The sequence below is a fragment of the Tepidibacter sp. Z1-5 genome, from assembly GCF_037844525.1.
Lineage (GTDB): Bacteria > Bacillota > Clostridia > Peptostreptococcales > Peptostreptococcaceae > Tepidibacter_A.
In genome coordinates this window covers 46,620-69,648 of the sequence record NZ_JBBMMD010000020.1, presented here as the reverse complement: position 1 = coordinate 69,648, position 23,029 = coordinate 46,620, and the positions used below count along the sequence as shown (strand labels likewise).

General features: G+C 26.8%; 19 protein-coding genes. 4 read left to right on the top strand and 15 right to left on the bottom strand.

The window, feature by feature from the left end; genetic code table 11:
• Positions 1 to 137: 137 nt before the first annotated feature.
• A complete protein-coding gene (locus WJW32_RS04815) occupies positions 138 to 1,691 on the bottom strand; it encodes a hypothetical protein (RefSeq protein ID WP_340255790.1) in 1,554 nt (517 codons plus the stop codon).
• A 537-nt stretch (positions 1,692 to 2,228) separates the two neighbouring features.
• Between WJW32_RS04815 and WJW32_RS04810 the strand changes: the two genes are divergently transcribed.
• Both WJW32_RS04810 and WJW32_RS04805 read left to right on the top strand, forming a co-directional pair.
• Positions 2,229 to 2,693 (top strand): hypothetical protein, encoded by a 465-nt coding sequence (locus WJW32_RS04810; protein WP_340255787.1) that lies wholly within the window; start codon positions 2,229 to 2,231, stop codon positions 2,691 to 2,693.
• 15 nt (positions 2,694 to 2,708) lie between these two features.
• Positions 2,709 to 3,119 carry a hypothetical protein gene (locus WJW32_RS04805; RefSeq protein ID WP_340255784.1) on the top strand — a complete coding sequence of 137 codons (411 nt, stop codon included), beginning with the start codon at positions 2,709 to 2,711 and terminating at the stop codon, positions 3,117 to 3,119.
• A gap of 591 nt (positions 3,120 to 3,710) precedes the next feature.
• On the opposite strand, the gene WJW32_RS04800 is transcribed toward WJW32_RS04805, so the two are convergent.
• From WJW32_RS04800 to WJW32_RS04780, 5 genes are all read right to left on the bottom strand, one after another.
• Positions 3,711 to 4,031 carry a hypothetical protein gene (locus WJW32_RS04800; protein ID WP_340255781.1) on the bottom strand — a complete coding sequence of 107 codons (321 nt, stop codon included), beginning with the start codon at positions 4,029 to 4,031 and terminating at the stop codon, positions 3,711 to 3,713.
• Positions 4,032 to 4,474: 443 nt separating this feature from the next.
• Complete coding sequence (locus WJW32_RS04795) at positions 4,475 to 6,139, bottom strand: hypothetical protein (RefSeq protein ID WP_340255778.1); 1,665 nt, start codon at positions 6,137 to 6,139, stop codon at positions 4,475 to 4,477.
• Complete coding sequence (locus WJW32_RS04790; RefSeq protein WP_340255775.1) at positions 6,130 to 6,360, bottom strand: ABC-three component system middle component 6; 231 nt, start codon at positions 6,358 to 6,360, stop codon at positions 6,130 to 6,132. The genes WJW32_RS04795 and WJW32_RS04790 overlap by 10 nt, the downstream gene beginning before the upstream one ends.
• Positions 6,361 to 6,385: 25 nt before the next feature.
• Positions 6,386 to 7,561: a S1 family peptidase gene (locus tag WJW32_RS04785; protein ID WP_340255772.1), complete on the bottom strand. Its 1,176-nt coding sequence runs from the start codon at positions 7,559 to 7,561 to the stop codon at positions 6,386 to 6,388.
• Positions 7,554 to 8,780 carry an MBL fold metallo-hydrolase gene (locus WJW32_RS04780; protein ID WP_340255769.1) on the bottom strand — a complete coding sequence of 409 codons (1,227 nt, stop codon included), beginning with the start codon at positions 8,778 to 8,780 and terminating at the stop codon, positions 7,554 to 7,556. The genes WJW32_RS04785 and WJW32_RS04780 overlap by 8 nt, the downstream gene beginning before the upstream one ends.
• A 539-nt stretch (positions 8,781 to 9,319) precedes the next feature.
• Between WJW32_RS04780 and WJW32_RS04775 the strand changes: the two genes are divergently transcribed.
• Positions 9,320 to 10,054 carry a hypothetical protein gene (locus tag WJW32_RS04775; protein ID WP_340255766.1) on the top strand — a complete coding sequence of 245 codons (735 nt, stop codon included), beginning with the start codon at positions 9,320 to 9,322 and terminating at the stop codon, positions 10,052 to 10,054.
• A 410-nt stretch (positions 10,055 to 10,464) separates the two neighbouring features.
• Here WJW32_RS04775 and WJW32_RS04770 read toward each other — a convergent pair whose 3' ends face one another.
• The 7 genes from WJW32_RS04770 to WJW32_RS04740 all read right to left on the bottom strand — a co-directional run bounded on the left by WJW32_RS04770 (position 10,465) and on the right by WJW32_RS04740 (position 18,842).
• On the bottom strand, positions 10,465 to 11,382 hold the full coding sequence (locus tag WJW32_RS04770; RefSeq protein ID WP_340255763.1) for a hypothetical protein: 918 nt from the start codon (positions 11,380 to 11,382) through the stop codon (positions 10,465 to 10,467).
• Positions 11,383 to 11,637: 255 nt separating this feature from the next.
• The gene (locus tag WJW32_RS04765) at positions 11,638 to 13,935 is read right to left on the bottom strand and encodes a S8 family peptidase (protein WP_340255760.1); all 2,298 of its coding nucleotides are present in this window, start codon (positions 13,933 to 13,935) and stop codon (positions 11,638 to 11,640) included.
• Positions 13,936 to 13,937: 2 nt separating this feature from the next.
• Entirely contained in the window at positions 13,938 to 15,026 is a 1,089-nt protein-coding gene (locus WJW32_RS04760; protein WP_340255757.1) for an AAA family ATPase, read from the bottom strand.
• Between the two features lie 330 nt (positions 15,027 to 15,356).
• On the bottom strand, positions 15,357 to 15,575 hold the full coding sequence (locus WJW32_RS04755) for a hypothetical protein (RefSeq protein ID WP_340255754.1): 219 nt from the start codon (positions 15,573 to 15,575) through the stop codon (positions 15,357 to 15,359).
• A gap of 151 nt (positions 15,576 to 15,726) precedes the next feature.
• Positions 15,727 to 16,920, bottom strand: coding sequence for a hypothetical protein (locus WJW32_RS04750; protein WP_340255752.1), 1,194 nt, complete (start codon positions 16,918 to 16,920; stop codon positions 15,727 to 15,729).
• 161 nt (positions 16,921 to 17,081) lie between these two features.
• The gene (locus WJW32_RS04745) at positions 17,082 to 17,816 is read right to left on the bottom strand and encodes a hypothetical protein (RefSeq protein WP_340255749.1); all 735 of its coding nucleotides are present in this window, start codon (positions 17,814 to 17,816) and stop codon (positions 17,082 to 17,084) included.
• Between the two features lie 42 nt (positions 17,817 to 17,858).
• Complete coding sequence (locus WJW32_RS04740; protein WP_340255746.1) at positions 17,859 to 18,842, bottom strand: HNH endonuclease; 984 nt, start codon at positions 18,840 to 18,842, stop codon at positions 17,859 to 17,861.
• A 420-nt stretch (positions 18,843 to 19,262) separates the two neighbouring features.
• Here WJW32_RS04740 and WJW32_RS04735 point away from each other — a divergent pair, with 420 nt between their 5' ends.
• On the top strand, positions 19,263 to 20,447 hold the full coding sequence (locus WJW32_RS04735; RefSeq protein ID WP_340255743.1) for a tyrosine-type recombinase/integrase: 1,185 nt from the start codon (positions 19,263 to 19,265) through the stop codon (positions 20,445 to 20,447).
• Positions 20,448 to 20,527: 80 nt separating this feature from the next.
• On the opposite strand, the gene rlmD is transcribed toward WJW32_RS04735, so the two are convergent.
• Positions 20,528 to 21,886: a 23S rRNA (uracil(1939)-C(5))-methyltransferase RlmD gene (gene rlmD, locus WJW32_RS04730; protein ID WP_340255741.1), complete on the bottom strand. Its 1,359-nt coding sequence runs from the start codon at positions 21,884 to 21,886 to the stop codon at positions 20,528 to 20,530.
• Positions 21,887 to 22,295: 409 nt separating this feature from the next.
• Complete coding sequence (locus tag WJW32_RS04725; protein WP_340255738.1) at positions 22,296 to 22,991, bottom strand: hypothetical protein; 696 nt, start codon at positions 22,989 to 22,991, stop codon at positions 22,296 to 22,298.
• Positions 22,992 to 23,029: the final 38 nt, after the last annotated feature.

Below are 23,029 nucleotides of genomic sequence, written 5' to 3'. Positions count from 1 at the left end.
AACATTTGGATAAAATATCCATAATTTTAAATTTGAGAGGATGATTTTTTGTTGAAATCAATTTACCATATTAAGTAAATTGATTTCAACTAGCACAATAGATTATATTAATATTAATATTAATGTTTATTTCTGATTTAGAGATTGATTACACATTCGCCATCTTCATCTGTTCTATGTATCTCATATCCGTATCGCTCTAAAAGTTTAAGATGCTCTTTATATTTTGGATGATTATGACTATTAAAATCTTCACTTACCGATACTATTGCAAGTCCACACTGTACACTACATTTTTTAGAACACTTAGGATGTCTTTTTAAGGGTCTATATTTAGGTGTTCCAGCATCGGCACCGTGATGTGGCACTTGTAAAAAATTAAACATAGTAGACTTAATAGACTTTGGCATTCTATAATAATCTGTGTCACCTGTTAAAAGTAAATTTCTCTTGTTCTTAAGTTCGAGTAAAAGTCCAAAATTATTCTTATAATTACTATATTTTTTACCATTAACTGCTCTTTCATCATTATATCCCTTATGTAATATTATATTTTTATTCTTATAAACTGTTTGTCCATCAAAACTATTATTAATCAAAAACAAATATTTTTTAAATGCTGAAGATGATGGCAGTATACCAAAATTATTTAGTGCTTCTCTTAGTTGAAGATATTTACTTAATCTTAATGCAGAAATAGACCTATCTTTTGTTTTAATCTCATTTATATCCGGAGCTATCCAGATTCTATTATAGATTTCTTTATTGCAATAGCTTACACCTAAAATATGATCTAAATCCCAATGAGATAATATTATTATCTTAGGTATTCTAGTTTTGAAGGCATCTTTATTTAAAAAGGCTTTAGTATCTCGTTTTATTTTCGTAAATCCTACATCAAAAAAAATACCATAGTTTCTATTTAAACTTACATAAGAACACAGCCCTTGTCCAACATTAAACATTGTATATTTAATTTTTTTGATTTTTTTTGGAATATTCTTATCAATTAAATTTTTCAACATGTCTCTGTGTGAAATATTTATAACACTATGACCTGTTTCAAACAATGTTTTATCAGTTATTCTATTCAAGTATCCTGAAGGTATTGTATTATCAGTTATTACTAAGCATTTATTTCTAACCTCAATAGGGCTTGCACTAAAAATAAGGTTTCCCTTAATTATATGCTCATTATATTTTTTATTCTGTGAACTATCACAAAGAATAAATTCACAGTACTTATTTTCGTGATAATAATTAAATAATTCTTCCCCTAAATCTAAATCTTCAACAATTGCTGAAAATTCATAAAAATAAGGTGTAAACTTATTATAAATTTTTTTTAACTCTTTTAATATTTTCTTGTTATCTTTTTTATAATCAGAAACTACATCAAATACCCAATTTAAGTCATCAGTTAAATTATATTTTTCAAAACTATTCTTAATCTTATTTCTAAATGAATCATCTGCCTCTAATGCATACTTTGTAATAGAATTTAACAGTCCATCATTACTATATATATCTTCATCAAAAGAAATCATTTCTTTATTTGTTAACGTAATTTCAACAACATAATAATACCCCTCATTATCTTTATTATCAATTTTATCGCATCTTATAACTTTTCCAAACACTGTTTTATCATCCAGTGGAAAAGGATTTAATATCTCTTTGTAATTTGTCATTAGTTACCTCTCATAATTTTTTTAAATTTGATTATTTCTCTTTTATGATTTATAAGATTTTTTAATAATTGATTATATAATTCGAACAAGTTAAGGCCTACTTGCCGAAATAGTTGAGTTATTGTCAATTAATTATATAATATATTTATTTTTACATTTTTTCACAAAATTTATAAGTATATTTTAACATATCATAGTATGATTTTGTATTATTTTGTAATAACTTAGCAGGAATTTACATATCTATAATTAAGTATATATAATCGAAGGATTTCTATTTAGTCATATTAACCTTGTTATAGATATATATAATTTCTTATTATGTCTCATTTGAAGGAGGAATTAACGTTACATAATAAAAGAGACGATATTTTAAAAAACGCTAAATCCTATCATGAAACTTTCTATAACCAGAAAACATTTACTGGTACAAGTTTATATTTTCATAAACGTGCATTAGAGCTTTTAAATACTAATGACCTTGAAAACAGTATAGAATATGTATATGCTGTTTTAACGTCTTGGGGTATGCATAGAATGGGTCCAACAGGAGCAAAAATGATTGAATTTGATGTTTTCAAAGAAAGTATTTTAAATATAAAGGAGAGCATAGAATTTTTAAAACAATACTCATTTAAAACTATAAATGAAACGGTTTTAGAGCAAATTGAGTACGTTTTCAAAAATATCTGTGTTATGAAAAGTAATATAAGTTTAATAGGAAATACAAAAGTTATGGCTCATTTTTTACCTAATTTAATACCACCAGTAGATAGACAATATACATTGAATTATTTATATAATAAAAACTATATTCCAAATAATATTGATAAAGAATGGAATATGCTAAAAGATATGTTATTAAATTTTTTCTATCCTATTGCTAACGATACTGACTTTCTTGAATTATCTCAGTCTTGGATAAATCAACCTGATTTATATCCTTGGTATACTTCTACTTTAAAAACAATAGATAATATAATAATAGGTTCAAAAAAATAGATTGGAGAAAAAATAATGAATTTAATAGGTTTATGGTCATCAGACATATTTTATTATGATAATTTTGAAGATACAATTATTGGATTTACCGAAGAAGGAATGGGGTTTATAGCTTACATGAGACCACTATACTACGATATTATATTATTTAAATGGTTTCTTAATGAAGATAAGCTAATTACACTGAAAGGATATAAAAATATAATTTCTTGTGATGATGAAATTGAGGAATCAAAAGATGTAGATCTTTTATTTGAAAATCTATCGATTAAAGTTTCTACAGATAAGAACGCCCATGGAGGTTCTATAGATACAATTGAATTTTCACAACCTATAATGGGTGATTTAAGTAAATTTGGATTGCTTGATAAAGATATTTTGAGTCATCCTATATACAAAGATGCTATGCACCTTAGTACATTATAATTGCTGTTAAAAATATAGTAAAATAATTGTTTAAAAGATATATAAACTAATAATTATGAGTTTTAGATATAAATAATAAGAGCATCCTACACGGATGCTTTCATTATGTTTCATAGTTTGCCTACGATTAGTATTTTTGAGAATATATAAATATTGATTATTATATCTACGCTCTATATAATAATACATTTCATTTGTAATTTAGGTACTTTCTATAATGTTTTTAAGAAACATAGATTTCGAAAATTAGAACTTAGTTTAATTAAAATTAAAGTTTATACATATATGATAATAAATCCATCTAATTTTTTATGAATATACTTAACAATTCCAAAATAGTTATATGAATATATTATATATTTACATTTTAGTACATTGAATTGAAATAACTTTGCTATGATTTCATTAACTTAAGTAGTATAAATTAAATTTACATATATTATTATACTGTACAATATTTTTATCTTTAACTATCAAACAAAATATAATTTCCTCTAAGCAAACTAATAAAAAATTTCAAAATATATACATGACTATATCTGGAATATTATTATGTGTTATATGAAATTCATTTTCTTTATATGGGTTAAGTTAAAACTCTATCTGTGGAATAAAATCACATATATATATCTCTCCAGTTTCTGAATTATACGGCATTTCAAGTTGCTTACTAATAATATTTTCAAAGACTTTATTATGATATTTAATATCACAATCGCGCTCAATTAAATCCTTAATAGTTCCTAATCCACAAACATGGTTCAACTTATTCTTTTTTTTAGAACAATTAACACATATAATGCTAAACACCGGTATTTGTGTAACCTTATTATGTTTACTTCCAGCTACTAACAAATTTGTATTTCCACAAGGGCATGCAAGTAGTCCTTCTTTATTAATATATGGAAACATATAACCACTCCTTAAATAAATATTTTTTGATAAGTATAAATTCAAAATTATAATCTTTAATTTGTAGCTTTTTAATTTTATCTTAATTATATAATTATTAAGTTCATATAAAAAGGAAAACCTATATTATTTTTTTGAAATGACATCTAATTATATTTTTACTACATTAAGCTTAATACATCAAAAATTACGTTATTATAATAATTTCTTATATTCTATCATTTATAATAGATTTTTAACAATAATTTGTACTTTATCTAACTTATCTTATTTGTATATTTTATCTCTTCTATAAAATAATTGACTATTGTAATAATTAATTTTTTCTTATATTTTTTATCTTACTAAATAGACTTATAAAAATCCATTAAGGAATACTAAAGTTTTTAACCTCAATATTCCTACTTAATATTCATAATATACATTTATTATAAACAATTCGTTTATATCTGAAAAAATTTATTTTCTGATGAAAGCCTCAATACTACTTCTTTTTCTAATATATCTAACTTATCAATTCTATCATTAAGTATTGGAAATATATACTGTCCTCTAAACTTTCTAGTTATTTTAATTATATTTTTTAATTCCTTCAAATCAATATTTTCTAACTTGTCATGTATTTCAAAAACTGGCATATGATATTTTTTATCTATAATTAAATTTATATGGGCTAAATCAAAGCAAGTAATCATTGCTTTTTTTATTCCAGTACCTGGTTTTCCATTCATACCAATAATCTTAACTGGAAATTCATTCTCATCATCATTCAATACGATTGCAAAAGTTTCTCCAATTATTTTGTCTGTTAGGTTTTTAAAATAATTATTTAGAGTTTTTTTGATATCTTCCTTTTTATCAAAATCATTATTTTCCTTAACCTTTTTATCTAAATTATCTTGTTTTTCTTTTTTCTTTGTAACTATATACTCATAATCATTTATGTAATTTTGTAACTTGATTTTATTTATAGAAAACTCGGTATATTTTTCTTCAAATTTGTCTTTAAGCTCAGTATTAAAGCTAACGTAATTTGTTTCATATTCTTTACGTAGTCTACTCAATTCATTATCTACAACACTTAAAGAGCTATTCATTTCTTCTAATGATTCTTTTAACATTGTAATTCTTTTATTTACCATTCCATTATGAAATTTTTGTAATTCTTCAAAATCTTTTAATGGTTTATCCATTAATATCTTTGTTTCATCATACAATTTCTTTAATAGCTTATGATCAACAGAAAATATCTTTTCTTCTTCCTTTTTTATCTTTTCTTTCATTAAGTTAATTTTCAAATTTCCTTTAGCAGAGATCCCTTCTAACTTATTTATACATGTTAGAACTTCTTTCATTTCTTTCTTTTTATCTTCATATTCTTCTATTATTGTAACTTCTGAATAAGCTTTTTTGAACTTTTCAACTTCTTCTTTCATTAAACTTATCTTTGCTTTAAATTCACTTAATGACGACACCCCATTTTTTCTAAAAATTGCTTCAATATCCTTGTCTATATCTTCATTTAACGATAAAATATCTACGTTTTCTGATTTTGAAGTATCAATCCCATATAAATATTCATAGATAGCTTGATATTCATAATTTTTACAAAATGTCCCTAAATATTTAAGTAATGCACTTTCATTTGAATTTTCTAACCTAATAAACTTTGAAATTAGTTGCCTTAATGTTGGCTTATTATTTGTATTATCAAATATTATTTCATTTAATTTATTCCTATACTCAGTAATATTCTTAACAATTTCACCATTTATCTCATTTTTTCCATTTCTATATAAGGCTCTTTTAAAAGCATAATCTTTATCATCTATTTTACAGGTTAACTCTGATACTATTTTATTTTTTTCTAAAAAGTCCTTTACTATATGATTTTCTCCTGTATCCTTTTCTTTATATAAACTCGATATAGATTTTGCCCCTAGACAAAGATCAATAACCTTTACAGCTGTGGTTTTTCCAATATTACTTCCACTTGTTTTGTTATCAGTCTCATCAACTATCAAAGAAAGTCCAGATTCATTGAATTCTATATACCTAATAACTTCATTAGTTATAGAACTTTTTACAACTAAACTTACTAATCGCATAAAACCACCTCATTTCTTTTATTGATCTCCTTTATTATACCTACTAAAAACATCCAATCTATCGATAAGAAAAATATTGAATACTCCATCTTTCCATTTAAACAATATCTACATAAATCATCTAAGTTTTTAGAATTGCTTTCGCACTTTAGATAAGATAATATTATACTAGAAGTGTATATAATCGAATTACGAGGATCATTATCAAAATCTACAATCATTCCTCATCATCTCCATTTCCTTTACCTAGAGACTAATTTTCTCAATAGGTATTAAAAATTTACATTTATAAAATACATATGCTGTTATTGCACTTATATATGTAACTATTTTATCACTAGGTATATCAGATTTTTTCCCATCAAACAACTGTTTCTTTATGTTTTTTGATAAATCTAAATAAATACTAGTAGAATGTTGTTTTATTTTATCAATATCTTCACTATCAATTTCTAATTCAATTAATGTATCTATATATATTTCCCAATAATAATTATATAAATCGTCTCTTATACAACGTTCATATTCCTCTAAGCACGTAATAGCTTCATCAATTATATCAAATGATTCATCATGATATTTTCTTATTTTTGCAGAAATATTACCTGATAATTCATTTAGATGTGTTTTTTCTACTACTGTATAAGGTTTTTTTCTTTTGCATATCTTATTATTTGTACTATTCTTTATATTTATCATTTTTTTGATTATTTTACTAATATCAGATATTTCTACTAATTGTATTTCAAAATTTAATTTTTCTATGTTTTTTAATTGTATATCATTATATTCTTCATAATATTCACAATCAATATATTTTTTCATAATATCCATGCTTGACATACCTATAGATATAGTTTTTCCTTTTGCATCTGATTCAGTTTGCACTATACCTATTAACATATTATCAATAACTACAGGTGATCCTGAAAACCCTTTAAAGTCCTCTAACCTCTCTCCAGTTAAATTTAAATCCCAATTTACCTTTCTTGATTGATTTTCATTTATAGTAGTAGCAATTTTATTTTCTACTGTATATCCAACAATCCTTTTGCATTGTGGGTGACCAAAAGAAAAATACTTATCATCTCTTTTTATTTGATAACCTATAGTAAATTTTAATGGATTAACTATTTCTACCGTTTCTTCTAATTCCAAAATTGCAATAAAATTATTCTTTTCGTTTTCTATCACTTTTTTTACTTTTATCTCTCTATCTATACCTGCTTTAATTGGTATTACATTAATAATATAATCTGAAGAATTCGTATAATACTTATCAATAACATGACTAGCAGTAATAACAATATTTTTCTCTATAAAAAAGCCTGTCCCTAATTCTATATCTTCATCATCTAATTTATTAATACACTCAATCTGAACAACACACTTCTCAATTCTTTCCTTTTCTATATCATTCATCCTTATCATCCACCTCAATTTGCAAACTAGAAGTTCCATTCCCTATGACAATAGAATAGTTATAATTTTCTTGTAACATATTTTTGTTAATATCATTACATATGTCTAATGGATAATTAAAATATAATGTCTTTTTCTCCTTATTACATTGCAGTATTTTTGCAATTACTTCTTTATTAGGATGATTATGTTTTTCTCCATTTGTTGAAATTAAATACTTCTTAGCTTTTACATTTTCAATCCAATTAAAATTATTTTTTATACTTCCATGATGAGAAATTTTAACTGCGTTAAATCTTAGTGTTTTTCCATCATCTTTATATTTCTCTAAATTTTCCATTATTATATCTTCATGTGCATCCCCTAAAAATAAAACTTTTTTATCTTTATACTCTAATATAAAAGATATAGATCCTCCATTGCTTTTCGATGTATCTTTTTTGCTTTGTTTAATTTCTTCATTAACAATAATTTCAAAAGACTTTGCTCCATACGAAATGTTGTTACTTTCATTTACGTCAATAATTGGTTTAATCTTTTTCATATACATTTCATAAGCATCATCAAAAATTTTTTCATCACTAATAGAAAAATCAATATCTATTTTTTTTAACTTATTATTCCATAATTTTGATAAACTTTTTAATTTATTTGTATCAGGAGATAGTATGTAGATTACAATATCATCCAATTCAATCTTATTACTAGTATCTAAGTTTACAGCTTCAAAATCGAATGATGTGTTCCATTTTTTATCTACATACCCTAATGCATATAAATATCCTGCTAATGTACTACCCTGTCTTGCGCTAACTAAATTTGATTCATTTGTTTCATTTTTAGATATTCCTGAATTGCTTAATTTTATTTCTTCTAATTGTTTTTTTTCAAACCTTGAGATATTATCAACTTTGACTTTATCGAATTGTAAATGCTTATATGAGTTATACCATATCTCTTTTATTTCTATAATATTAGGATTGTTAGACTCTCCATTTTCTTTCAAGAACTCTATCGCACCCTCTATATGATCTTCATCTATATGGGTTATAATTAATAAATCGATACATTGATTCTCATTATTAATCTTTTGCAAACTATCCCTTATGTTGCTTTTATATGTATCTATATATCCCATATCAACAAGTATATTTTTTTTATTATCTAATCTTATTAAAAATGCATCTCCATTTCTTGCTGGAAACATCTCTATAATCATACGATCCCCCCATACTCATTATTTCATAATTATACCATATTATTTCAATCATACATTATATATATTGCTTCAAAGTGAATTAGCAAGTGGTCCACATGAATTTGATCCACACGGCCCAAAATCTGATGAAATTTGATTTAAAGTTAAAGAAAACGAGCTAAGTGTTACACAAAGTAGCTTACCAAACGAAATTATACATCAACTACTAGATGCAAAGAAAGTACGTGATATTCCATTAATTTTATCTCAAATAGACACTACAAAACTATATTGTATTTGGATTGACTTTAATATAGTTGTTCGATTTAAAATGCTTAACGATAATGAAAATATAGATTTATCAGATCTAATAGATTCTAATACGCTCTATAATAAGGTACTCGCTCCATTGAGACATTGGATATTATAGACATAATCTAAAAATCTAAAAAAGCACTATCTTATGTTAAAAATAAATAGAGATTGAAAAAAATAGTAATATATTATGGGAATAGTACAAATTTTATCTTTCATATACTTCCTAATAAGGAGGTCTGTATATGAAAAAGGAAATAATTTATATTCCTCTTGATAAAATCAAACCTATAATTGAATTAAAAACGTCTGTAGCTTTTCAAAAAAGGATGAAAAGAAATGATCATTTTCTTTCAGAATATGATCTTATATTACCCGTAGAAAAAGATCCTATTGAAGATGTTTATTTACTAGTAGGAGGTTATGGTAAATACCTTTATATGATTTCAGCTGAAAGAGAGTCTGCACCATGTATAATTGAAGATTTATCAGATAACCAAAATGAACAGTTTGTTAAAATATTACGAAGACTATTTAATAAAGGTGACTCTATAAAAGAAAATAGACAAATGATTCTTGATAAACTTAATGTAACGATTGATTATATTTTAAAAACTACAGGATTTACAAAAAGTGAAATTCAAAATAACTATAAATATAATACCAATATTCCTACAAAGTTTATTAATAAAAATACATCTGAGAACACAATGAACTGGGTAGAGAGCTTATTAATTAGCCAAGAAGCTAAAGAATTTCTATTTGAAAGAGCTGGATTGTCTAAAGGCAATCCTAAAAGACTAACTCATGATAATGTTAAAATAATAAAGAAATTTCTTAGCGAGGAACCAAGGTTTAATTACTTAACACCGCCCCAACAAAAAGAGCTTTTATATTATTTAATTTCTTTTAAAGGCATGGTTCTAGATAGGTTAAAATTCATGGTTTCAGAATATACTAAACCCCATAAAATAATATAAAAAAATAAAGCATCCCTTGGATGCTTTATTTTTTTGTCTACTAATAAGAGGATTATAATAAATCAAATACTTTCATTATGTTTCATAGTTTACCTACCGTTAGTATTTTTGAGAAAATATAAAAATAGCTCCTTTATAATTAATAAGGAGTTTAAACTTTGTATACTATGAATAATGCAAAGCCATATTATTGTTATATTATTCTAAAATTTTTATTAACGTTTATTCCCCAAATATATTTTAAAAGCTTTTTTTTATGGTACGGTTTTTAATATCAATTGCAAGTGAAGTTTTTTGAAATTTATAATGGTAAAAAATGGCTTAACTCTTTTAGGATAAGCCATTCTAAATATTATTTATAATCCGCAAATTTAAAAATTAATGACTATCTTTTTTAGCTTTCAATTACCTTATATTTCATCATAAGTTAATACAAGATGTCTTAAATCTTTTATTGTTACCTGTGCAGATTTTTTCTTGTTTTTATTGAATTCATATTCAATCACTTCTGGGTAAACCCCCACAAAATAACATATTGCTTTTTTATCATCTACATTACTTAAATCTTCTAATTGTTCTTTAAATATCTTTCTTTTACCAAACTTATTGATTAATTCCTTATCAATATATATAGAAACGGTTCTATATGCGTTTTCTACCCAAGCTTTATCCTTAAAATAAATTTTGTAGTTTTCGCCATACTTCTTTATTCCAGAAACTTCTCCATAATATACTAATCCCTTCTCATCTAGATAATAATTTATTTTTTTAAAAAAGCTATAAAACTTCTTTGTTTTTCCATTTATAGTAAATTCCATTGCTTCTAAAACTTTTTTATCTCCATTTAAATAGCAATCTATTAGGTGTTCAAATGAACGTATCCTATATCTTGTTTCTTTAATCTCACTTCCAGATCCTATTGAATTTGAAGTTTTACTTGGTTTATTGCCTTCATCATCATCTATATCAACCCCTCCAACTTTAGGATTACCAGATTTAGGAGGGTCTAGAATCAATTCAGTTGGGTACTTTGTAACTTTAAAAGGATCATCATTTCCTATTTTTTTTCCTTCATGTCCTCCAATTATATTATTTTCATAACACGTATGTTCCAAAGCATCTTTACTCCTAAAATGAAGTGCTCGCTTTGTTCTTTTTTGAAGATATATTCCAACTGCAATTAAAGTTTTCCTGCATTCTTTATCTTCGCATAAAAAGCTTAATTTTTTACCATAAAATTGACTATCCTCATTAAAATACAATTCCCTTGCAATGTATGGAGTTATTACACGATTAAGTTCTTCACAGTAGGCTCTTTCAAACTTCATAATTTTCCCTCCCACCTTAATTAACATATTCTAGTTGTCTTAAAATTGGGCTATATTCTAGAGCAATGTTTATTTAAAGGAATCCAAATTACTTTCCTGGTTTCTCTTTTGTAGAATATTTCGTCTTAATAATTAATATTTCTTGCTAAGTCTTTTGTTAAGTTCATAAAGTGCTACTTTATTTATGTCTTTATTAAGTTGTACTTTTAGTGTATCACTCTTTCTTTTTATTATTGCAAATGCTCTATTTAAATTCTACTTTACTAGTATTTCATTTATAGCTCTTATTTTGCTTACTTCTAATTTATTGTACGATTTTAGTGTTAAATCATAAACATCTTCTTTACAATCTACATAATCTATAGTTACAGCCACAGCATAGTTTACAAAATCCATATTGCAATTATACCTATCCATAGCATGTAATACTAAATATGGATTTTTTAAATTGTTATAGTTAATAACAGCTCTTCTTTTAATGACTGTATCCCATTTAAAATTCTGTTTACGTTCTTCTTCTGTCTTATAATTATTACTAAATTTTGAATATGTTTTAGGAGATTTACTTGATGTCCATCCATCATCTAGCAATTCACTTATTAATTTTTCATCGCTACTTATATCCACTGTCCTAGTTTTTCTCTTTCCTTCAACATATTTATAAAAAGTGAATTTATCAACATTAGGATAAAAAGTATCTTCTATACAAGATAAAGTATAATCCTCTGTATTCTTAGCATCAATTTCAGTTGCTAGCGCAATTGTCCATTCTACTACAACTTTACCATTAAATCCAATATTTTCAATAAAAGGGAAAGGTAACTTTATAGATTGTGTTGGTCTTAACTTACTTTGATATATAGTAGTAACGCTACTTCCATTACACGAAAGAATATCTTCTACACTTTGATTTGCTATGCCATGACCCATAAATTTGTCTGCCTTATACTCTGGATGCTGTGCTGTATGAACTAATAACGCTCTTGCTAGCAAAGGATTAGCAAAATTGCATCTGCCAATTATTTCTGCTGCTTTAGCTGTAACTAAAGGTGTAGAAAAACTTGTTCCGCAAGAAAAACCTCTCCTTTGACCATCTACTGATACAAGTTGAAATGGATTTGTATGACTTCCTCCAAAATCTAAGAAATCAGGTTTTATTTTACATCCTTCTCTTCCATCTCCATATGAACTGTACTCAGCTCTTGATAAGTCCCCATTATAATTTTTAGAATATGAACCTATACCTAAGCAATTAACTGCATCTGCCGGAGCCTGTATTCTGCAAAGTTCGTCATTTCCCAGATCTCCATCATTCCCTACAGCAACAGTAAATAGAGTATCCCCCGTTTTAGACAGTTCATCAATTGCATATGTAAATCTAGTAATATTATCATCATCAATAGCTCCATAGGGCCCAATTGATAGATTATATACTTGAATATCTGGTCTTTTTGGCACTATATCTTCAATTATATCAATAACTTCATATAGGTCTATGTCATTTGTATCGCTTAGGGGAAACACTCTAAAACTTTCAACATTTATAGTAGGACTAGGCAGCACGGATCCAGAGGCATATTTGGCCAAATCTCCATACAATGCTGCTCCAACAACACCCGTTCCATGCTCTAAAAACTCTGTATTTTTAGGAGTTGGAATAGGATTATTTTCAGTTACAAAATTGCTTAAATACGGGTTTAGGATGTCTATACCACCGTCAAACACGCCAATTTTAATACTTGATTTTTGAACATCCGTAGGTGGTAAAGGTAGTTTTATAGATGGTCCACCAAAACGTATACCAGGTATTTGTTTTAAGTAAATAGGATGTGCTGTCCTTATAGGATTATATTTTAATATATTTTTTAATGTTTCTCTGTTCAGTAATGCACTTGCAAAAGTAATACCTGATTTATAAGTTTTATATCTTACATTTGATGGATCTCCTCCATTTTGTTTTATTAATTGTAACAAGTGGTCCATGGCATCTTGTAATTTTGTTTCAAATGGATGAAGTACTAATTCTACTCTTCCTTCTGTCCAGTCGGCATCGAACTTATCAATAAGTGTTGAATGTGTATCAAAAAATAGAGTTTCTATGCTTCTAATATTTTCAATAGCCCCCTTAGAAAAATCCGTACCTTCATTTAATTGTTTCTCTAATTCCTCCAATGTATTTCTATTAATTCTTAAAAATATCTCTTTACCTATTTTAGTTTTTATAGGTTTATTCTTATTTTTAGTATTAACTTCTTTAGTCCACTTCTTGCTTCCAACATCTTCTGCATTTATATGAGAAATTAGAACATTTGGGTGATATGATTTTGCTGAATAATCCACATCCATTCTTAAATTAACAATAACCTCATCTAATAAAAATTCTTTAGGTGTATTATCTATAAGGTTTATAGCTTGCTTAATTTCTCCACTGAGTCTATGCCTAGCCTCATCAAACGTTGGTCTTTTATCTTGTTTGTCAATGTTCTTCTTAAGTTTATGAGGTATAATATACTCTTCACCCTTTGCTAGAATAGGTCTTTTTTTATTGTCCATCTCTATTTATCCCCCTTTTTCAAGTAATTCTGTATAGCTGAAACACTCTTTCCTAAGATTGATGCCATTTCCCTATATGTCATACCCAATTCTTCTCTAGCAATTTTACAAAAACGTTTATTAAACTCAATATTTTTCCCCTTATTCATACTTGCAACCTCTAAGACTATTGCTTTTTCTAGATTTTCATCATACATTACTACTTGTTTTTTACTTCTTTCGCATATTTTTACTATATCAGCAGGTGACATTCCTTCAGTAAGAAGTGCAACTAATTTACTTATATTGCCTAATTCCATACCCCTAAATTCATGATTAATAATATTTAGTCTTGCTTCCTTTTCTGGTAGCGGTATTTCAATAGCCATGTCAAACCTTCTCCAAATTGCTCTATCTAGTAATTCAGGATGATTAGTTGCAGCAACTAAAATCGAATGAGATGGCCAATCTTCTAGCTCCTTTAGTAATACATTTACTACACGCTTTAACTCTCCTAAATCTGATGAATCATCTCTTTTTTTCGCAATTGCATCAAATTCATCTAAAAGTAATAATGTAGGTTCTTCTTTTGCATAATTTATTACTTTTTGTAAATTTTGACCTGTTTTGCCAAAGTAACTAGAAACTGCCGATGCCATATCTAAAGATGCAAATTTTAAATTAAATAAGCTAGAAAAGTATCTTGCCAAAAAAGTTTTTCCAACTCCAGGTTCTCCATACAATAGTATTGAAGAAGTTGGATTTAGTCCCACTGAAACCAATTTATTAATATTTTTTCTTTCATCTTCTATTGTTTTTATTATATTATTTAATTTTTCATCAAAAAATGGTTTTTCTGTTTCAATAGGTTCTTGAACAATTAATAAATCTGATCTTGAATCAGAATCTTGAGGTAATGAACCATAGCCTATAGATCGTGAAGTTGAAAGCCCTGACCCATTATAATTTAAAGCCTCAGATATTTGATATGCAATCTCAGGGTTATCAGTTTTAATATTTCTAATTATTTTCGTTGACAATGCTCTTACAGTACGCAAGTCATTGTCTAGACTAGCACGTATCAAAGGTGCAATATATTTTTCTATTTTCATTTCCGTATCACTTCTCCCTTTGCATTGTTTCATTAATACATTATATATATATTAGTATTCCTACTTTATAAGTGATTTTGTATTATTTTTTTATCATATCATTGATTATAATACACTCAATGCATTTTGTCTATATCCCCTTAATCTAAACTTATTCTATAATATCAAAATTCATCTTTCTCCATACTCTCTAGTCTTATTTTCATTGCTTATGCCACCACAAGTTAGAACAGTAAGTACAACAATATCATCGAATACACTGTGTACTTTTTTCTTTATTATAATTTTATCAATCAGACATTATAATAAAGAAAAAAGATAGTGAGTCCATCATGAGATGGATACACTATCTTTTTTACTTTCCTTAATCTTAGCTATTTTTAATAAATATATTTTGTTAAAAACAAATGAAATTAACAATAGTACTATTATTTTTATTATACTATCATTACTTTTCACAACTAAAATTAAAGAATCAAATAACGTTTCTATTTCTTTACTCAATAATATTAATATTATTGGATAAAGAAAATTTATATAAGTCTTCATATTTGGTCCTCCTTTTTGTTGAAAAAGACCCTCCCGTAAAGACCATACTTATTATACCATATTTTACCTGTTGTTTTCTATCTAATCTATTCTGATTTATCTTGTGAAGATTAATCAGACTCAAAATAAATAAAATTTTTATACTTTTACTCTAACTCATTCGAAATAACTTCTTTAAGAAGCCCTTAATTCCAACTGTTTTTTGATTGGATTTATTTGAGCTTTCTTCATTATTATAGGTTTTGGAATTATCGGTCCTAAATTCTATGTTCTCTTCATCTCTATTAGTATTACTAGGCTGAATTTTACTTGTCTGATTACTTTCATTCTGTTTCTGTACCTCTTTATTGTGAACACCTTTATTGTTCATAGTTCTTATTTTATCATGATCTAAATGTCGATCTTGAACTTCTCGTGTTTCAATTTTTTTAGTGGACTCCTGTTCTTTTTTTTCTTTATAGTATTGCTTAAAGTCAAAGGCACTTAGCTCAACATCTTCAAAAAATAGTTGTCCAAACTCTTTATCTACTTTTTCTATATGAAAATCACTTGATAGATTAAGATAATATTTATTTGTATTATTTTTGTCTTTTGAAATCCTTCCATATGCAAGTGCAAACTCCCCATTTAAACCACTGAAAGGATTCTCGTTTTCAACAACATCATATGTAACAGCTAAATCTATTCCATTCGCTGTATATGCATTTAGATATCTTCTTTTATTTCCTTTTTTTAATTTAGACGCACTCTTTGCTTTGAATAAAACAAACCTATACTTACCAATATTTTTATTTTCTATTGAATTAGGCATTTTTAATAACTCATCTATTGATAACTTTTCATCTGATCCAACTCTATACTTAAAATTTAAATTCTTCAAAGTTGTAATTTCATTTTTTTCTAGAATTTGCCTCATTTGCTTAACTGTTCTAATTACATCTCTAAAAACTTTTTTCTTACGAGCATATTGTTTATATTTACGCTTAACTACTTCATCAGTGCAGTCCGCACTTGGTTTAGTAATCTTTTTAACCCCTTTGTTAAACCCAGTAAATATATCAATTACTACTTCCTTTTCACCATTTTCATTGGATACTACTTCCACCAACTGAGCTCCTTCCCAATCAGAATTAAGATATGTGAGGCAGCCTCTTCCGCAAATATGACCATCCATTCCTTTCCATGCAACAAAATATCCTCTTTTATTATAGTTAACTCTCAAAATTTTACCTAAGTCCTCACAAAACGGACAAATTAAGTATTCTTCACCATGTACACTTTCTATATAATCATTAACACCAATAATAGAATCTTTGTATTTTGCAATTATTAAACTTCCCCCCATGATTTCCTCCTTACAATTATAAAATTTTGAATAATATACTTAATGAAAATGAAAACATATCTAGACTTTTACTACATTGATATATCACATATACATATACATACACATTTGTGTAATAAAATAATACTAATCGCTATTCGTATACATTTGTATATTATCTTTTAATATGGCAACATATTTCTACTAAGTTTATTTTTCCCTTCTATATATTTTAATACATCAGAAACCTTAATTTCATCTATATTATAGTTAGAATTTCTAGGCGTATACTCTTCATGTAACTTAAATATTTCATTTCCATATTCACTTTCAATTAATCGCCCATTCCTAGCATCGAAATATTTAGTATGAGTTTGTCCAAAAACATCTTGATAGTTAATTTTTAAAAAAGTAATTGTTTCAATAGAACCAAAATCATCATGGTTTAAAAGATACTCATTAAATTCCTTATTTAAATCGCTAAATTTAATATTATTTTCATAACCAGTACTTTCTTGCACTAAGGTACCTCCATCTCCACAATAACCTTGTGAAGCAAAAAAATAATAACTTAAAGGAAGTAAATATTTTTCATTATTGTGTTCTATATCTAAAAATGTTATAACATTGCTTTCAAAGGCATAAAAATTCCCACCTGCATTATAAATTCTAAGCTTTTCGTCAGCATACCTACCATTTACCTTTCTATCACCTAGTATTGTTGATACATTGAAATGTGGTTGAATCTGTATATTCATGTATTCAGCTTGCTTATAAAATGTAATTGTTTGTGTCACCACAAAAACAAGACTTACAATGCTAACAATTAGAGCCATGGACTCAATGCTATTTACTCTCCCCCATGAAAATTTTTTCTTCACATCTGTTGTCTCATCTAGAACTTTATATTCGCTCATTTTACTCACTCCAATCAATCTGATATATTAATTAACTATTTTCTAATAATACTTGAGTAATTGCTCAAAAGTAGTATTTAAACCAACTTTCTCTAACATACTTTTTCTATCATCATATAATTTCCTTAATAAATCTACTTTTTCACTTCCATAATGTAATAAGTTATGACAATGACTACATAAAGATACTATATTTTCTTCTACATCAAGTGAATACTCAAACTCTGAATGCATGCTTAGTGGAATTAAATGATGAGGTTCAGTATAAGGATTTCCATCTTTTTTTCTTATAAAGGTATTATGATTATTATCATATTCGCATTTAAAATCAGCAATTCTCAAAGCATTTACTGAAATGCTCAGAAGTCGAGGATATGTTTTTTTTCCTTTTTCATTAACTTTTAGATCCACCTTTTCCTTTGGTACACCTTCATAATCTATTGACTCATTATTAGTTGTAATAGAATTTTCTACACCATCAACTAATCCAAAATCATCAAGTATTTGGATCTCGTCTAAAAACAGTAGTCCAAGTTTTTTTCTTAACTCATTAATCCTATTTCGTTCTAACGCTGTTTTCTGGATCAACTCCGTTTGATGTATTATATACTGTGAAAGCTCTTTGTTTGAGTGAAATAAATATCCAGTATTACCTCTTCCTAAACAGTTAAAAGGAGCATTAGTTTTAGGCTGTAGTTCCATTATACGATCCTTATGATCAGATGTAATAATTGGATCTACAATGTCAATATGATCCACATCAACTCTCCATCCTTCATCCTCCCATAGCTTCTCTTCTTGCAGTTCAACTGGCTGTTCAGATTCATAACAATCATCTTTCGCAATACTGAATGATATTATCTTTTTATTAAAACTGTGAATAATAAGATCTCCTTTTTTAACACTCTCCATAGTAACCCAATGAGAAACCCTTTTTCCAGTTTTATTTGTTTTAGGAGCCCACAAATATCCTCCTTTTCGTTCTTTATTATAACTTTTATTCTGAAACACAAAAAAACAATTCATATAAAGCCTCCAATATATATTTTATAAACTTATTATTATAAACAAAATCAGGTCATAAATCTTATATTCTAAAATTACATTCTTAGAAATCGTATAATTTATTTACTATATACTCTTAAATCAATTTATTCCCTTAAACAACTATATTTTACCATGATATTACTCTATTTTACATTTTTTTATAGATATAAACATTTTTTAAGAATATATAATTATTTTAGATAATTTCAAATTTATTATTTCTGTAATTTTTAATATTTGTATGAAAAAAAATTTTTATATCTATTTCTATTGAGTAATATTTTATGATTTAGTATATTATAAATATAGAAACTAAAATATCATAATTAAAGAGCAGAAAAAACTGCTCTTTTTTTTAGAAGTTTTCACAGAACGTACATTCGAGAGGAGAATTAAAATATGCAAGGCGGTGTAAGAAAAAGGGGGAACACTTGGTACTATTATTTCGAAGCTGGAAAAGTTGATGGTAAAAGAAAAAAGATTGAAAGAAAAGGAGGTAATACCAAGAAAGAAGCTCTTATAGCCCTAAGAAAAGCTTTAGATGAGTTTGATAAATGCGGTTCTACAGTTGATGAAAGTAATATAAGTGTAGCTGATTACTTTGATTATTGGTTTAATGAATACGTTCTAATAAACTGTAAATATAATACTCAACAAGGATATAAAACTATTATAGAAAGACATATTAAACCTACATTAGGATTTTATAAATTAAAAACTTTAACTCCTGCTATGCTGCAAGAATTTCTAAATAAAAAATATAGAAATGGATTTACTAAAAATACTCTTAAAGGTTTCTATGGTGTCTTATCTGGTGCTTTAAAAATGGCTGTATATCCATATCAATTTATAAAAGAAAATCCAATGCAATATACTTCTATGCCTAAATACGATACAAGAAAAGCTGATAAAGAAAATTTAAAAGTTATAACTTTAGATAAATTCAATAGAATGATAGATAGATTTCCTTTTAACAGTAACTTTTATATTCCTTTACAAATTGCATTTAATACTGGAATGAGAGCTTCAGAAGTTTGTGGTCTTACTTGGGATTGTGTAGATCTTGAAGAAGGTAAAATCAAAGTTGAAAAAATCATTCTTAAAAAAGGAATGGAGTGGTGTTTTGGAACTACAAAAACAGTTAGTTCTGAAAGAGAAATAATGATAGGAAAGACATTAATTGATATTCTAAAAAAACATAAAAAGTATCAATTAGAAAATAGGCTTAAATATGGCCAATATTATAGTAGTAATTTATATAATTTTGAAGAAGCTAAAAAACAGTATAATAGTACTGATTTAGTTTGTACTAAGGAAAATGGAGAATTGATATCTACTGATAGCTTAAAGTATTTAAGTAGAGTTGTAAATTATGAGCTTGGTATTAATTTTAATTTCCATTCTTTAAGACATACTCATGCTACTATACTTTTAGAAGCTGGAGCAAATATCAAAGATATTCAATCTAGATTAGGTCACAGTAAGTTATCAACAACTATGGACACTTATTCACATGTTACAAGCAAAATGAATGAGGATAGTGTAATTAAATTCGAGCAATCTTTAAACTCTAAAGTAAAGTAATTTGCCACCGAGCGAAAACCGACGGTGGCAAATGGGTGGCAAATCATTATTTTTTTAATATTAAACTAGCTCAACACCAGTTATTTTCTCACTATCTTAGCTACAGTTTCAACATGCATAGTATGAGGGAACATATCAACCGGCTGAATTTCTTCACACTTATATCCTCTCTCATCTAAATAAGCTAAATCCCTTGCAAGAGTTGATGGATTACATGAAACATATACAACCTTACTCGGATTCATGCTAACTATAGTATCTAGTACCCTCTCATCACAACCTTTACGAGGTGGATCAACTACAACTACATCCGCAACCTTTCCCTCTTCATAAAGCGCTGGAGCTACCACTTCAGCCTCTCCTACATAAAATTCAGCATTATCTATATTGTTTATCTTAGAATTTACTATAGCATCCGCTATAGCTTCATCAACAATTTCTATTCCATATACTTTTTTAGCCTTTTTAGCTAAGAATAAAGATATCGTTCCTATTCCACAGTATATATCAAATACATTCTCATCACCTGAAAGATTTGCATACTCTAAAGCTTTATTATATAAAATCTCAGTTTGAATAGGATTTACTTGGAAAAATGATAGAGGTGATATATTAAACTTAAGATCATCTATATAATCTTGTATAATTCCCTCTCCATATAAAACCTTGTTTTGTCTTCCAAGTACTGCATTACCTTTTTTAGTATTAACATTTAAAACCAAAGTTTTAAATCCACCTATATTCTCTTTTAAATCATTTATAAGCTCATCTACATTAGGAATTTTTTTAGCATTGGCTACAAGAACAACCATAACCTCTTTAGTCTTAAATCCAACCTTAGTAACTAAATGTCTTAAAACTCCTTCATGCTTTCTCTCATCGTATACACTAACATTATTTCTATCTATATAGTTCTTAACTACATCTACTATCTTATCATTCATATCATGCTGTATTACACACTTGTCCATAGGTATTATATCATGGCTTTTCTTCTTATAAAAACCTAGTACAGTTTCACTACCTCTTTTTCCTATTGGAAACTGAGCCTTATTTCTGTATCTAAAAGGATTGTCCATTCCTATAGTATCGTGAACCTTAACATCTTCGATTTTACCTATTCTCTTAATAGTCTCTTTAACTGAATTAGTCTTTATATCAAGTTGTTTCTGATAATCAAGATGCATAACTTGACATCCTCCACAATCTATTAACTCATCCGAACATTCTCTATCAACTCTAAAAGGAGATTTTTCTATAATCTTAACAATTTCACCTTCTGCATAATTCTTCTTACTCTTTATTATCTTAACTTCTATCTTATCTTGTATAATTCCACCTTCAACAAATACAGTAAAACCTTCATATTTGCCTATTCCAACTCCAGTATGCCCTATGTCAACTATATCAACCGTGTACTTCTCACCTTTATTTAACATAATTTATCTCCTTCTTATTTAAATATCATCTATTAATATTACCAAAAAACAATATATGTATCAACTTAAAAAGTTTGCTTTATTTCTAAATATCTTAAACGTCTCTTATAATTCAAAACAGCCATACCTAAAAATCATGCTCGTTGAAATGTTAGCTACTTTTGATTAATATTTTGCTATAAAACTTAGATTGTGACGTTTAAAAATCCGTTAAAAAACTTCTTTGTTTGAACGAAGAGAGTTTAAGAAGTTTTAGGATATTTAATAAGGCACAATCTTTAGTTTTATCAAAATATTAATTAAGTAGTGTTATTTCAATGAGTATGATTTTTCAATTAACCACTAAATTATAACCCCATAGAAAAAAGCCTTCTATTAAAGAAGACTTTTATTATAAATATTATGATTGCTATATAAATAAATCCTTACTTTTATATCCTCTATAAAGCTGAGTTATTGCTACTAAAAGTAGTACACAGGCAAGAATTGGCGGTGCAGTAACCAGTGCCTTTGCAGTAGTTAAACTTCTTCCAGTGTCCATTATAACCTTATTAACTGCCTCTTGATAATTAGCCATTGCATATACACCATATCTTATCCATATAAATGAAGTCATAAGTCCAACAGGAACTAAAGACATACTCATATAAAGACCATTTATAGATCTACTCTTAACTCCCTTGATTCCTAAGTACATAGGAACGAAAAATACTGCTGGAAGTACGAATCCAAAATACTGTGGAGATAATCCTAAAAACAATATAGCTGTAAATATGAATGATCTATAATATTTGTTTACATATTCTGTACGACCTTCAAAATCTGCCTTAGCAGCTTTTAGATATCTTATATATACTTCGATATTATCTCCGTTTTTCTTATTATTTTTATTATTTTTTATTTCCTTTATTAAATCCTTTCCTTTATTACATAAAGAATCATATACGTCACTTAAATTTGTAGGTACTTCTAATTTCTCATATTGGCTGTATAGTTTATTTAATTGACTAATATATTTTTCTTTTCTCGTCTCTTTGATAGTCTTTAGACCTTTAGTTAAATCTGTTAATTGGTTTAATGTATTCATTAATGTCAGAGCTTTCATTAGATTCACCTCCAAATGCGTTTTAGAAAATTCAGAAT